The 14838-nt window shown below is 64.0% G+C and carries 10 protein-coding genes; 9 read left to right on the top strand and 1 reads right to left on the bottom strand.

Features of this window, described 5'->3' with window-relative positions; translation table 11 throughout:
* Positions 1–26: 26 nt before the first annotated feature.
* From ACGRVM_RS03850 to ACGRVM_RS03840, 3 genes are read left to right on the top strand one after another with little or no spacing between them, the layout of a single operon-like run.
* Positions 27–1277: a fasciclin domain-containing protein gene (locus ACGRVM_RS03850; RefSeq protein ID WP_377168520.1), complete on the top strand. Its 1251-nt coding sequence runs from the start codon at positions 27–29 to the stop codon at positions 1275–1277.
* Positions 1274–2491, top strand: coding sequence for an efflux RND transporter periplasmic adaptor subunit (locus ACGRVM_RS03845; RefSeq protein WP_377168522.1), 1218 nt, complete (start codon positions 1274–1276; stop codon positions 2489–2491). Before ACGRVM_RS03850 ends, ACGRVM_RS03845 begins: the two co-directional genes overlap by 4 nt.
* Complete coding sequence (locus ACGRVM_RS03840; RefSeq protein WP_377168524.1) at positions 2491–5661, top strand: efflux RND transporter permease subunit; 3171 nt, start codon at positions 2491–2493, stop codon at positions 5659–5661. The genes ACGRVM_RS03845 and ACGRVM_RS03840 overlap by 1 nt, the downstream gene beginning before the upstream one ends.
* Positions 5662–5961: 300 nt before the next feature.
* On the opposite strand, the gene ACGRVM_RS03835 is transcribed toward ACGRVM_RS03840, so the two are convergent.
* A complete protein-coding gene (locus ACGRVM_RS03835; protein ID WP_377168526.1) occupies positions 5962–6771 on the bottom strand; it encodes a helix-turn-helix domain-containing protein in 810 nt (269 codons plus the stop codon).
* 117 nt (positions 6772–6888) lie between these two features.
* Here ACGRVM_RS03835 and ACGRVM_RS03830 point away from each other — a divergent pair, with 117 nt between their 5' ends.
* From ACGRVM_RS03830 to ACGRVM_RS03805, 6 genes are all read left to right on the top strand, one after another.
* The gene (locus ACGRVM_RS03830) at positions 6889–8898 is read left to right on the top strand and encodes a CocE/NonD family hydrolase (protein WP_377168528.1); all 2010 of its coding nucleotides are present in this window, start codon (positions 6889–6891) and stop codon (positions 8896–8898) included.
* 75 nt (positions 8899–8973) lie between these two features.
* A complete protein-coding gene (locus ACGRVM_RS03825) occupies positions 8974–10566 on the top strand; it encodes an ABC transporter substrate-binding protein (protein WP_377168530.1) in 1593 nt (530 codons plus the stop codon).
* Positions 10567–10647: 81 nt separating this feature from the next.
* Positions 10648–11586, top strand: coding sequence for an ABC transporter permease (locus ACGRVM_RS03820; protein WP_377168532.1), 939 nt, complete (start codon positions 10648–10650; stop codon positions 11584–11586).
* 1 nt (position 11587) lies between these two features.
* Positions 11588–12460, top strand: a complete 873-nt coding sequence (locus ACGRVM_RS03815; RefSeq protein WP_377168534.1) for an ABC transporter permease — start codon at positions 11588–11590, stop codon at positions 12458–12460.
* Entirely contained in the window at positions 12457–13440 is a 984-nt protein-coding gene (locus ACGRVM_RS03810; RefSeq protein ID WP_377168536.1) for an ABC transporter ATP-binding protein, read from the top strand. The genes ACGRVM_RS03815 and ACGRVM_RS03810 overlap by 4 nt, the downstream gene beginning before the upstream one ends.
* Positions 13440–14417 carry an ABC transporter ATP-binding protein gene (locus ACGRVM_RS03805; RefSeq protein WP_377168538.1) on the top strand — a complete coding sequence of 326 codons (978 nt, stop codon included), beginning with the start codon at positions 13440–13442 and terminating at the stop codon, positions 14415–14417. The genes ACGRVM_RS03810 and ACGRVM_RS03805 overlap by 1 nt, the downstream gene beginning before the upstream one ends.
* Positions 14418–14838 lie beyond the last annotated feature (421 nt).

Below are 14838 nucleotides of genomic sequence, written 5' to 3'. Positions count from 1 at the left end.
AACGGACAGACCCCCGGAGATTCAGCATGCCCGCACAAGCCTTGGGATGGATCAAGACTTACGCTCTCTTTTGCGTGCCTCTCGCCGTATTGGTATCCATCTCGAGCGCCGCGCAAAGTGAGCGCCTCGGCGAGCAGCTCGCCGACGATGAGCGGTTCGATACCGTCTCTTCTGCGATGAGCGCAGCCGGTTTTGGAGGCGATCTCGAAAGCGGTCCCGTGACGTTTTTCGCTCCGACCGACGAAGCCTTCGAGCGTCTGCCTCAGGCCGTTGCCGATGGCTTCGGCGAGCCGTGGAATGCCGAGGCGATCCGCCGAATTCTCTCGCTCCATGTCGTGCCCGGCGGTCCTCACGCCTCTCAGGATCTTCCAGTGGAAATGCGGACCCTCTCGGGCGATCGTTTGGTCGCGACCTACACGGCGGGCGCGCTGACCTTGCAGATCGCGCCGCCAGATGACGCCGAAACACTTGATCCGCTCATTGCGGCACGCGCCTCGAACGAGGCGCGGATCAGGGCCGGGGACATCGCGGCGGGCGAGAACGCCGTCATCCACGCCATCGACCGGGTGCTGTTGCCGCCCGAGTTCGATATGGCCGACGCTGGCATCGGCAAGCAGACGGCTGGTGACGAAGAGAGGCGCGCGAAGAGCGCGCAGGACGACGAGGATTTCGTAAAAGATATCGCTTCGGTCGATGACGGCGCCAGCCCGGACCTCGAAAAAACGCCGACCGAGGCGGTCGATGCTGCGAGCCAGACGTACGCGGCAGCGCGTGACGGCGATAGGGCGGCCGGAGATGTAGTGCCTGAAGAAAATGCTTCGCAAAGTGATCTGGCAGAGCCTGTGACCTTGGAGAACACCACCGAGAATGCGCCCGAAATCGTGACCTTGCCCCAGCAAGACGCGCCCGAGCAAGATAACAGGCCCGAAACACCGGAGCGGAAAACCGAGGGCGCGGACACCACCGCGCTGCAGTCGCCCTCGCACAACGCCCCGGCGCTCGAACTGACGGGCGATACGGTCTCCGTCGCCGAACTGATCGGCAAGCCGGTGCGGCGCGCGGACGGCTCTCAATTGGGTGTCGTGAGCGATTTGCTCGTGACGCTGGACGGAGCACGGATCGAGACGCTCGTGGTCGAGACAGACGACGGTCTTTTCGGATTGGGCGATCCCGAAACGCAGCGGGTCAATATCCGCGCGGTGTCCGTCGATCCGCTGGACGGAGCCGTCATGCTTCAAAACCGCGCCGGCGATGATCGCTCCGAGGGCGCGGAATGAGCGACGCGGCGGGCGAGGGGACCGCGAAGAAACACGAGAGCGACGAGACAGAAACGCGGCAGGCGCGGCGCTGGCCGTGGGTTGTGGGCGGCGTTATCGTGCTCGCGCTCGGGATCGCCGTTCTCTGGGTCATGACCCGGCCCGAGGAGCGTGCGGCGAAGCCGCCGCCGCCTCCGCCGCTCGCTCGCAGCGCCATCGCGGAGCCAGCCGAGACGCTCACGATCCGCCAGACCGGGTTCGTGCGCCCCGAGGCGACCCTCACGGTCGCCGCCGAGATCGGGGGGCGAATCGCCGACGTCGGAAGCGATTTCGAAGTCGGGAATTTCATCGAGGAAGGCGCGCTTCTGATCCGGCTCGAGACGACGCGGATCGAGGCCGATATCGCGAGCGCCGAGGCGGCTGTGGCGCAGTCCGAGGCCGCGCTCGCCGAGGCGCGGATCGAGCGGGATCGGCAGGAGGAGCTGGAGGAAAAGGATTTCGCGGCCGAAGCCGTCTTGCAGCAAGCCATCGTTGCCGTCGCGACGGCGGAGGCCGATCTGACCGCTGCCCGCGCTACTTTGACTCAAGCGCGCGAGCAGCTCGAGGATGCGACGATCACGGCGCCGTTCGCGGCGCTTGTAACGGAAGAATCGGCGGCTGAAGGCGCGCTCGTGCAGGCCGGTGCGTCTCTCGGCACGCTCGTCTCGGCGGAGGCGGCTGAAATCGAGTTGGGGCTGACCCCGCCCGATCTTCGAGTGCTCGGAGAAGCGGAGCGCGCGATCGGGGGGCGCGTCATCCTGCGCGATCCTGCCGTGCCGGACGCGGTGCTGGCCACTGGAGAGGTTGTGCGCGTGGATGGCGACATCGCGCCCGAGACCCGCACCGTCGGTCTCATCGTGAGGGTAGCGACCCCGTTCGAGGATGGGGAAGACCGGGCGCGGCCCCTCCGCGTGGACGAGCTCGTCGCGCTCGAACTTCCCGTCGATGTCGAGGATCGCGGCGTTTTGGCCGTGCCGCCCGAAGCGGTCAAGGGGCGCGGCACGCTCTGGACGATCGAGGAGGGGCGGCTCGCGCGGCGTCAGGTCACCGTGCTCCAACGCGCCGAGGACCGCGTCCTGATCGGCGGCGCGGAGCTTGCTGCCGGAACGCGGGTTATGCTCAGCGATCTGCCCGGCGCCGTCGATGGCCAGGAGGTGCGTATCGAGCGCGAGGGCGCCGCCGGGGACGGTAGCTGATGGCCGGGCTGATCCGCTGGTTCCTGCGCAGCCGCGTGGCCGCCAATCTTCTGATGCTGTCGCTGGTCGCGGCGGGGGTGGCCGCGCTCTTCAACGTGACCGTGCGCACCTTTCCCGAGATCGCGGTGGGCAGGGTCACTGTGACGGTCGTCTATCCCGGCGCCAGTCCGTCCGAGATCGCCGATGCCGTTCTCACCCCCATCGAGGAGCAGCTCCAGGGCCTCGAAGGGGTGCGCGAGTTGACCTCCACCGCGTCGCGCGGGCTGGGAACGGTCAGCGCCGAGTTGACGCGCAGCGCCGATATCGACGATGTCGAGAACGATATCGAGACCGAGGTGGCGCGCATCGGCACGCTGCCCGAAGGCGCCGAGACGCCCCGCATCGCCAAGGTGGAGCCCGACGAGCTTGCCGTTCAGATCGCGCTGCACGGCCCGGTGCCGCTCGCGTCGCTCAAGGAACTGGCCGAGCGGGTGCGGGGCGAGCTGACGGATCTGGGCGGCATCAGCCAGGTGTCGATCTCGGGCGCGCCGATCGACCAGATCGATATCGAGGTCACGCGCGAGACCCTTGAATCCTACGGTCTGGGCCTCGTCGAGATGGGGGATCTCATCTCGGCCCAATCGCTCGACCTGACGGGCGGGCAGATCGACACGGGCCTGACCGATCTTCAGATCCGCACGCAGGCCGAGGCGGACACCGCCGATCAATACCGCGATATCGTGCTCTTCACCGGCGATAACGGCGCGACGGTGCCTTTGGGGGCGATCGCCGAAATCACCGATGGGCTGGCGGAAACGGCGGTGCGCTCGACCCTCTCGGGCGATCCGGCGGTCTATGTGTCGATCAATCGCGCGGGCTCCGAGCAGGTCCCGGCCATCACCGATACCGTGCTGAACTATCTCGAGACGGATCTGCGCCCGACATTGCCAGACGGCATCGAAGCGACCGTCTGGCGCAATCAGGGCGAGGTCCTGCAAGGGCGGATCGACCTTCTGGTCAAGAACGGCCTGATCGGGGCGGCGCTGATCCTCCTGCTGCTGACGCTTTTCCTCGATCTGCGCATCGCCGCATGGGTCGCGGTCGGCGTCGCGGTGTCCTTCATCGGGGCTTTCGCGCCGATGCTCCTTTTCGGCCCGACGATCAACCAGCTCTCGCTTTTCGGCTTCATCCTCGCACTCGGGATCGTGGTCGATGACGCCATCGTCGTCGGCGAGAAGGTCTTTGCGCGGATGGAAGAGACGGGCGACGGCGAGACGGCGGCCCGCGAGGGCACGCTCAGGGTCTGGCGGCCGATCTTCTTTTCGGTGACAACGACGATCTTCGCCTTCGTGCCGCTCCTCTTCCTGCCGGGCTCCTCGGGCTCCTTCATCTCGCCGGTGGCGGCGGTCGTGATCTACGTGCTCACGGTTTCGCTCATCGAGAGTTTCCTGATCCTGCCGACCCATCTGCGGCACATCTCGCTCAGCGATCCGCGCCGTTACTCGCCCCGCCGTGCGACCGAGGCGGCGCGGCGTTTCGTCGATCGCCGGTTCAAGAGCTTCCGCGAGGGGCCGGTGCGTCGGCTCGTCACCGGCTCGGTGCGCCATCCGGTGTTCGCATTGGCGACCTGCGCGGCCTTCGCGCTGGCGGGCATATCGCTGATCGCGGGCGGCGTGGTCAAGTTCACGTTCTTTCCGCAGATCGAAGGCAATTTCGTCACGTCCGAGCTGCGCTTTCCCGAAGGCACCAGCCAGGATGAGACCCTCGCGCGGGCCGAGCGCTTCGTCGCCGCCGCGCAGAGCGCTGCGGAAGAGCTGGGCGCTCCGGACCTCGTGCAAGGCACCGCCATCACGGTGGGCTTCGCGACCGGCGGGGGCGGTCCGGGCGGCGAAGGCGACACGCAAGGCGGCGCGACCGCCAGCATAGAGGTCAAGCTCGCCGATGCCGACACGCGCGAGGTCTCGGCCCAGGCCTTCCGCGACGCCTGGCGCGACGCCGTGGGCGAGATCCCGGGCGCGCGCGAGGTGCTTTTTTCCTCCTCGGTCATCGGTGTCGGAGCCGCCATCGTGCTCGAGGTCACGGCCGAGGAGGAAGCCACGCGCGATGCCGCCGTGCGCCGCTTGAGCGAGGCGCTGTCCGGGCGCGAAGGGGTCGAGGATATCCGCGACGACCGGTTCAGCGCGGCGCGCGAGATCGCGATCGACCCGCTCCCCGCCGCGCAGACCTTCGGCGTGACGGCCTCTGACATCGCGCGCACCGTGCGCGCGGCCTTCTTCGGCACGCGGGTCGATCAATTCGCGCGCGACCGCGAGGAAGTCGATGTGCGCCTGCGCCTCGTGCCCGAGCAGCGCGATTCCGTCGCCGACCTCCTGGCCCTCAAGATCCCCGTGACCCGCGCGGGAGAGGAAGACGGCCTGCTGCCCCTCACCGTGCTCGCCGATCTTTCGTTCGAGCGCGCGCCGTCAACGATCACGCGGGTGGACGGCCGCACGATCACGACGCTCACGGCGGATGTGGACAACGCGATCACGACCGGCGGCGCGCAGACGGCATGGTTGATGGAGAACATCGTGCCAGAACTGACCGAGGATTACCCCGATCTCGAGGTGTCCGCCGGCGGCGAGCAAGAGGAGCAGGGCCGCTTTTCAGGCGCGCTCGCCTTCAATTTCGGTCTCGCGCTTTTCGCGATCTACGCAATCCTCGCGCTTGCCTTCGGCAGCTACGCGCGGCCCGCCATCGTTCTGCTGGTCATTCCCTTCGGCGCGCTCGGTGCGGTGGCGGGGCATGCGATCCTCGGGATCGACCTCACGCTTCTGTCGATGTTCGGCATCGTCGGACTGGCCGGGGTCATCGTCAACGACAGCCTTCTGATCGTCGATTTCATCCAGGAGCGCGAGGCCGAGGGCCAGCCCTCCGAAGAGGCGATCGTCGAGGCGACGCTCAGCCGGTTCCGGCCGATCATGCTGACCACATTGACGACCTTTCTGGGCATCACGCCGCTCGTTCTGGAAACGTCGGTCCAGGCGCAATTCCTCATCCCGACCGCCGTCAGCCTCGGCGCCGGGGTGCTCTTCGTATCGATCCTCCAGATGGTGCTCGTCCCCGCCTATGCCGCCCTCTACGCCACCGCCCGCGCCCATGTGACCGGCCGGACCGGGGGCGGGCGGCACGAGGTCTCGTCCCGGAGCTGAGGCAATTTTTCCTAGCGGCCAATTTATTGGCGCTTATCGGCGCAAGCTCAGCACCCGAACCCGATCTTTTGCGTCAGTCGCCGCAGCTTCCATTTTGACGGCCGCAGGTTAAATTCTACAATGCCACTGCGCTCTGAGATGTTGTTCTGGATCGGTCCGTGATGACGCGTTCCTTGATCATCGCATGTCTTGAAACAAGTCAATACAACTTGGACACGCCTGCTACTTTCTTACACGTTGTCTTGCTGCATCAAATAGCGAACAGTCATGTCGCTGCGAAGATGCGCGGACACCACGGAACTAGATCTCGTCGATTTCAAAGACCCATTCGTCCGGAGCGATCCGGTTCTCGATGAGGCGTTTGATCCAATGATCTATCTGGCTCGGTTCGAACAGGCCGCAACGGGCGAGAGCACGGCGCGCGTCGATATGCTCGCCCAGATAATCCAACACCACCGCAGAGGCGGCGGGTTTGCGGCCGCGCCGCATCGAGCCGCCCGTTTGCACGCCCCGCAGATGGCCGGGGCGGGGCGCGTAGGATGGGTAGAGCATCATTTGTGTGATGGAACTGGAGCCAAGGACATCGTGCTCGACGATATGAATGCGGTGCCCGAGATGAAACGCGAAGCCCTCGTACTTTCCGACGAAGCGCGCTCGCACCTGTTCGGGATCGACGCCTATTTCGATGTTCTTCCACAGGTAGCGGCCATCCTTTTCCGTGATGACGCCGAGCGAGCGGGTAATGCGGCCCGGATAGCCGAAGGTATAGAAGTAGCGAAAGTACCAGCCAGTATAACGCGCCATCTCGCCTGATAGGCGGTGCAACTTTTCCAGAGCATCCAGGTATTGCGGCGGTGCAGCGGGGCGGTGCGAGGGCTTGCGCAAGGAGATCAGGCCCGCAAATCGGGCGTGGTCCATCAAAAGCTCGGATTCGGTGACCCCGAAGAAGTCACAAATACGCCGCATGTTGTGCCGCGAGGGGCGTACGGAGCCTGCAAGATACTTGTTGAATTGCTGCCGATTGATGCCGACGCGGCGACAGACCTCGGCGATCGAAGGCAAGAGGCTGCAAGCAAAGCCAAGATTTATCGGAAAGGGATCGTCGCTCATCAAACTATCGCACACTGACGCACAAAAAGTGTCAAGAGCCACAGTATTGCGAAATTGCCGGATGAGAGAAACGGACGTTTAATCTTTATCGAAGTGCAAGAAGCGAGATGGTCCACCATGAAGATCGTCACCGAATTCCCGCGCCCCGTCCGCGAGATCAAGCATACCGAAATCACGATGCCGGACGGCACGCGTCTGGCTGCGCGGATCTGGCTCCCCGAGGATGCCGAAGAAGTCCCGGTGCCCGCGATCCTCGAATATCTGCCCTATCGGAAGAATGATGGCACCTTGGCGCGCGATATCATGCGCGCGCCTTACATCGCCGGGCAGGGCTACGCTTATGTTCGCGTAGACATTCGCGGCTGTGGCGAGTCCGAAGGGGTGATGAAGGACGAATACACCGCTTCGGAGTTGCAGGACGGGTGTGATGTCATTGCGTGGCTCGCCGAGCAGCGATGGTGCGATGGCGGTGTCGGCATTGTCGGCATCTCTTGGGGCGGGTTCAACGGATTGCAGATAGCGGCGCTCCAGCCACCGGCGCTCAAGGCGGTGGTCACCCTCTGCTCGACCGACGATCGCTATGCGGACGATATCCATTACATGGGCGGCACGATGCTCTGCGAGCAGATCAGCTGGGCCGCGACGATGTTCTGCTACAACACCGTCGCGCCCGATCCGCGCCATGTAGGCGGGCGCTGGCGCGAGATGTGGCTGGACCGGCTCAAGGGCAGCGGCCTCTGGATCAAGAACTGGCTCGAGCATCAGAGGCGCGATGCATTCTGGAAACACGGCTCGATCTGCGAGGATTACTCGGCCGTTCAGGTGCCGGTCTATGCTGCCTCGGGTTGGGCTGACGGCTATCCCCGCACGGTTTTTCGCCTGATGGAGAATCTCGATTGCCCGAGGAAGGCATTGGTCGGTCCGTGGGCGCATAAATATCCGCATATCGGCGCGCCGGGTCCAGCGATAGATTGGTTGTCCGAGGAATTGCGTTGGTGGGATCACTGGTTGAAGGGCCGGGAGACCGGGATCATGGACGAGCCGCAAATCCGGCTTTTCATGCAAGATCATGCCGCGCCTCAAGGCAGCTACGACACGCGCGAGGGCCGCTGGGTGACCGAGCCGTCCTGGCCCTCGCCGAATGTGAGCCGCGTGGCATGGTCGCTCGCCAAGGATGGCACGCTGGCGCGCGGCGAGGCAGGAGAGGGGACGGTGCATGTCTCGACGCCTGCGACAGTGGGCCTGCAAGCTGGCAAATGGTGCTCCTACGCCAATCACGGCGATCAGCCGATCGATCAGGGCCCGGATGACGACGCGAGCGTCACATTCGAGACCGCTCCCCTGGACGCGGATGTCGAGATCGCGGGCGATGCGGCTCTCGACCTCACGTTTACCTGCGACAAGCCTGCGGCACTGATCGCTGCACGGCTGGTGGATGTCGCTCCCGACGGCAGCGCAACGCGCATCAGCTATGGCATGCTGAACCTGACGCATCGCGACAGCCACGAGCGCCCCGAGGAACTCGTTCCCGGCCAGATCTACACCGCGCGCGTTCCGCTGAAACACGTGGCCCAGACTCTGCGGAAGGGGCACAAGCTGCGCCTCGCTCTCTCGAACACCTATTTCCCGATGGCATGGCCCGCGCCCGAGGCCGCTGTCCTCACACTCGATCTGGCGAACTGCCTCTTGACCTTGCCGGAGCGTAAAGGCGCCGACGGGGAATTGCGCGATCTGGGAACGCCGGTCGCTGCGGCGCCTCTCGACACCGAGACGCTGCAAAAAGGCGGTTTCGATTGGAAGATTGAGCGGCTCGAAAATGGCGGAGCGCGTGTGACGATCACCGATGATGATGGCAGGTTCCGCATCAAGGACAATGATCTCACCGTCAGCACAAAGTGTGTCGAGACCTACGAGTTGGCCAGCGCCGACGATCATGCCCCGACCGCCCATATCATCTGGCACCATAGCTTGGAGCGCGGGGACTGGCTCACACGCTCCGAGACCGAAACGCATGTAACGACGACCCGTACCCATTGGCAGGTCCGCGCTCATCTGCGCGCCTGGGAGGGTGACACACTGGTCCATGAACAAAAGTGGGATGAAAGCATTGCGCGCGACCATGTCTAGGACGCGCAACCGAGTGACCGAATGAACGACGGGCGCACAGTGAGGCGCACCGCGAAACCCAAGGAGGATAATGACATGACCAAGACGATTCACACGATCACACTGGGCCGGCGCGGCTTTTTGCAGGGCGCGGCGGCGGCTGGTCTCGCGGCGGGTACCATGCCGCTTTCAAGCGCGCTCTATGCGCAGTCGGGCGGCGTTCTGCGTGCGTTTTCATATGCCGATATCGACAAGCTCGACCCAGGGTTCTACCAGAACGGCTATAATGTCGATGTGATGAACTGCATCTACTCCAAGCTGGCGCGCTACAAGCCCGGTCGCGAATGGGAGATCGAGCTTGAAGCCGCCGAGGAGCTCGAGCAGATCGACGATACGCATATCCGCTTCAAACTGAAGCCCGGCATCATGTTTTCGGGCGGCTATGGCGAGATGACGGCCGAGGACGTCAAATTCTCGTTCGAGCGCGTCTTGGAGCACGACAGCCCCGTAAAGGGCGATTGGGGTCCGCTGCAATCGGTCGAGTTGGACCCCGAAGACAAATATGCAGGCACCATCGTGTTGGAGAAGGCGTTTCAGCCGCTTTGGACCATCACCATTCCTTATGGTGTCGGCCACATCGTGTCCAAAAAAGCGGTGATGGAAGCGACCGGCGACGGCAGCGATTTCGGTATGGAGCCGCCCGCCTTCTCCGGCCCCTACATCCTAGAGGAGTGGAAGCCGAACCAATACGTCAAGATGGTGCGCAACCCCGAGTATTCGGGTGACCTGAAGCCCGGCTATGACGAGATCCGCATCATTCCAATGGATGACGAGAAGGTGGCAGAGCGCGCCTACGAGGCGGGCGATCTCGATTATACCCAAGTCACGCTCTCGAGCCTCGCCAACTACAAGTCCAATCCGCCGGCGAATACGACGATCGAAGAGTATCCGTCGCTTTACTATGTCTGGGTGGGTATGAACCTCGAGAATGAGGTTCTGAAGGACGAGAACCTGCGCAAGGCGATCCAGTATGCGATCAACGTACCGCAGATCATGGACGCCGCCTATTTTGGTGAGGCCGCACCTTCGACCGGCCTCATCGCGCCGGGCCTCACCGGGCACCGCGAGCAATCCATTGTGCCGCCCGATGGCGATCTTGAAAAGGCGCGCGAGTATCTGGAGAAGGCGGGCGGAGCGCCGTCGCAGCCCATCACGATCGATACGCTCAATGCGACCACATGGAAAACCATCGCCGAAGTCATCCAGGCGCAGTTGGGCCAGATCGGTATCCAAGTGCAAGTCAACGTGCAGGATTCGGGTTCTTTCTGGACCTTGGGCATGGAGAGCGAGGGGGATCGCTGGAAGGACATGCAGCTCGTCATCAACCGTTTCTCGATGCTGCCGGACCCGTTCTACGCGACCTCATGGTTCACGACCGAGCAGGTCGGAATTTGGAACTGGGAGCGTTTCTCGAACCCGGAATTCGACAAGCTGCACGAAGCCGCGCTGAGCGAGCAGGACACCGAGAAGCGCGCCGAGATGTATCGGCAGATGCAGGACATGATGGAAGAGTCGGGCGCCTACCGTTTCCTGACCCATGAGGGCAGCCCGGTGATGTTCCGCGATGATGTCGAACCTGCGCTGCGCCCCGATGCGCGGCCTCTCTATCTCGGCTTCAAGCCCGCCTGAGCCTGAAGACATCTGCGCCCGGCCCCTGAGACAGGGCCGGGCCCCTTTCTGTCCCGCCCCCGATGAGGAGACCGCGAGCCGATGGCGATCTATGCGATCCAGAGACTGCTGTTATCGGTGCTCATCATCGTCGTGGCCATGACACTTCTGAACGTGATGCTGCACCTCGTTCCTGGCGATCCGGCAGTGATGATCCTCGGTCCGCGCGCGACGCCCGAGCTGATCGAGCAGACACGCGCCGCCATGGGGCTCGACCGGCCCTTCGCCATTCAGATGGCGACGTTTTTCGGCAACCTCATGCGCGGCGATATGGGCGTCGATGTCTTCACTGGGCGGAGTGTGACGACCATCGTGATGGAGGCGCTGCCCTACACGCTGGCGCTCATTTCGGTGTCGATCCTCTGGGCCGCGGCGATCGGCATCCCTCTGGGCGCCTATTCTTCGATCCGCCGCAACAGCTGGATCGACCGTATAACCGGTGTTCTCTCGGTCGGCACGATTTCAATCCCGTCCTTTGTCATGGCGCTCTACGGCGTGCTCATCTTCGCCGTCTGGCTGGGCTGGCTGCCGGCCATCGGCGCGGGCGAAGGGTTTGGCGATCAGGTGATCCATCTCATTCTGCCCGCCTTCGCGGTGGGCGTCTCTTGGGTGGGCTACATCGCCCGTATCGTGCGCGCCTCGATGCTTGAGGTCATGGGTGAGAACCATGTGCGCATGGCACGCGCTTTCGGCCTGACCGAGCGGAGCATCACCCGCGCCTACGTGCTCCGCATCGCGGTGCTGCCCGCCGTCACGCTGATCGGGGCAGGGGTCGCGCATCTATTTTCGGCTGCGGTTTTCGTCGAGGTGATCTTCGCCCGGCCCGGCATCGGTGCGCTCATCGTCTCTGCGGTGAATGAGCGCAACTATCCGATCGTCCTGGGCGCCGTTCTCATTACCACGGCGATCATCGTGCTGGCGACGCTGATCTCGGATCTCATTATCGCGTGGCTCGATCCACGTCAGCGCGAGGGCATGTGACATGAGCGATAGTGCCGCCTACAAGCAGCCCTCGGCGCTGCGCATCTATGCGGGTCAGCTTGCGCAGAACCCGATGGGATTGATGGGAGCGATCCTCGTCCTGATCATCGTCGGCACGGCCATTTTCGCGCCGTGGCTCGCGCCCTATGATCCCAACCAGATCATGGTCGGCCCGCGCATGGGTCCGCCCTCGGCGGCGCATTGGCTGGGCACCGATCATCTGGGCCGCGACTTGCTGAGCCGCGTCATTGCGGGCGGACGAATCGCCATGTTGGTTGCCGTCGCCACGCTGGGCGCGGCTATGACGATCGGCCTCGCGCTCGGCCTTATCGCAGGGTATGGGCCGAAATGGCTCGACAACATCCTGCTGCTGGTCTTCGACGCGATCCGCTCGTTCCCGGTGATCGTCTTCGGCCTCGCGGTGGTCACGCTGATCGGCCCGTCCCTTTACACGGTGATCCTCGTGGTCGCGATCACCTCGATCCCGATTTATGCGCGGATCGTGCGCACTCAGACCATGGCACTGCGCAATGCCGAGTTCATCCTGGCCGAGAAAGCCATGGGCGCCAGCACCTTGCGTATCCTCGGCGTTCATGTGCTGCCCAACGTTCTCGGCCCCCTCCTGATCCTCGCCTCGATGGATGTGCCCATGGTCATCGCTACAGAGGCGGGTCTGAGCTTTCTCGGCATGGGTGTGCGCCCGCCCGCGCCCTCCTGGGGCACGATCCTCAATGACGGCTATAACTTCATCCGCAACTCGCCTTGGCCGGTCATCGCAGGCTCCGCGCCGATCATCCTCGTGACGCTCGGCTTCACCTTCCTGGGCGAGGCGCTGCGCGACATCTTCGATCCCAAGCTGAGGCGCGATCCATGAGTTCGGACGTGCTGCTGGAAGTGCAGAACCTTTCGATCGAGTTCGGCACGCCGCGCGGTCGGCTGCGGGCGCTGCGCGGTATCGATCTCGAAGTGCCGAAGGGCCGCATCATGGGGCTGGTGGGCGAGAGCGGTTGCGGCAAATCCACGCTGGCCTACAGCCTCGCGGGCCTTGTCGCCGGAAATGGCGATATCGTGGGTGGAGCCATCCTCTTGGATGGCGTGGATGTTTCGAAGATGAGCGCGCGCGAGCTGCGCGACATGCGCGGTCAGCGTGTCTCGATGATTTTTCAGGATCCGATGACCGCGCTGAACCCGGTCATTACCATCGGCCGACAGATGCTCGATATTCAGTATCGCGACCCTGGCACCAAATCCGAGAAGCGCGCCCGCGCCGCGCAGATGCTCGAGCGGGTGGGCATCCCGGATGCCGCGGCGCAGCTTGGCTCTTACCCGCACCAGTTCTCGGGCGGGATGCGCCAGCGGGTCTGTATCGCCATGGCGCTCCTGACCAAGCCAGACCTTCTTATCGCGGACGAACCGACGACCGCACTCGATGCCACGCTCGAAGTGCAGATCATCGAGCTTCTGCGAGAATTGCAGCAGGAGATGGGTTGCGCCATCGTCTTCGTGTCGCACCACCTGGGCACCGTCGCCGAGCTCTGCGATGACGTGACCGTCATGTACGCGGGCGAGGTGGTCGAACGCGGCAGCGTAAGGGATGTCTTTCACAATCCCGCGCATCCCTACACGCAGGCGCTGCTCGAATGCGATCCCGCGCGGATCGAAGTGGCGACCCGGCAGCTTCCGACCATTCCCGGCACGCTGCCTGATCTCGTGGATGTGCCGCGAGGCTGCATCTTCGCGCCGCGCTGCCCGCATGCCTGGGAGCGCTGCCGCGGCGAGCATCCGCGCAGCTACGAGGCCTCGGGCCCGCGACATCGCGCTGCCTGTCACCTCCTCGATGCGGAGGGCCGTTGATGAGCGCATTGCTCGAAGTCGAGGATCTCGTGATCCGCTATCCCGCCATGGGCCGGATGCGCGCCGCGCTGACGCGCCAGCCGCGCGAATTCGATGCGGTGGCTGGCGTAAGCTTCGCCATCGAGGCGGGGCAGACGCTGGGGCTGGTGGGTGAGAGCGGGTCTGGCAAATCGACTGTGGCGCGCACGCTGATGGGGCTGAAACGGGCGGATGCGGGCCGCATCCGTTTCGACGGACGCGACATCACCGACGCCAGCGCCGCGGACTATACGCGGCTCCGGCGCGAAATCGCGATGATGTGGCAAGATCCCACCGGCTCGCTTTCGCCGCGGCTGACCGTGGGCAGCCTCGTGACCGAGCCGCTGCGCATCCATGGCAAGCAGGCCGATATGAACGCTGAGGCCAAGCGCCTTCTCGAGATGGTTGGTTTGCCGGAGCACTTCGCTGGTCGGTTCCCGCACCAGCTCTCGGGCGGGCAGGCGCGCCGAGTGGGCGTGGCACGCGCCCTCGCGCTAGATCCGCGCCTCATCATCGCGGACGAGCCGACAGCGGGACTCGACATGTCGGTTCAGGCCGAGGTTCTCAACCTTCTGGCCGAGATGCAGGGTAGGCTGGGTATCGCCATTCTCGTCATCACCCACAACCTCAATGTCGTGCGCCACATCACCGATCGGATGGCCATCATGTATCTGGGCCGCTTCGTCGAGGTTGGGCCGACCGAGCGTATATTTCGAGCGCCGTGTCACCCTTACACCGAGGCGCTTCTGTCGGCCAATCCGGAACCCGATCCAGACGCTGCCCGCACGCGCATCACACTGCCGGGGGAGATGCCCAGTCCGCGCAATCGTCCTGCAGGCTGCGAGTTCCACACACGCTGCCCGCGCGCAAAGACCCTCTGCAAGCAAAACGCGCCCCGGTGCGAAGCACACACAGGCGGGCATGAGTTCACCTGCCATTTTCCGATCTGCGGAAAGTAAGACTATTCAGTCGATGAGTGATCCGTTCGTAATTTCGAAAAAGGTTCGCCCATGTGTTTTGAACAAAGAGACATTGGGGCGGCCTCACCGTGCTCAAGTCGCTCCGCGCTCGGCGGCGAGAGCGAGCGGCGCGCTGAATTTCGATACTTTCCCCTGCGCGGTCCGAAAGAGCGTCCGATAAGGCGCGATCCGCCGATACCGCGTCAGCATGTGCCTGAGCATGGGAAGTATCAGCATCACGGTCACGCTCAATTTCGTCGCCAAATGGTCAAGCGTGATGCAAATCAAGAGGCTAAGGAGCGGGCCCAGCCGAACAACCAGCATCGATTCGACCTTGCCACCTGATCCGGGCCGTTCAGGAGTAGATTGCGTTTCTGTTTTTTCAGCTTGTGAGGTCGCAATGAAGACCGGCTGAGTGGAG

The organism is Roseovarius aquimarinus, assembly GCF_043661195.1.
Classification (GTDB): Bacteria; Pseudomonadota; Alphaproteobacteria; order Rhodobacterales; family Rhodobacteraceae; genus Roseovarius; species Roseovarius aquimarinus.
Note: the sequence above shows the minus strand (reverse complement) of the source record. Positions and strands in the feature narration are given on the sequence as shown.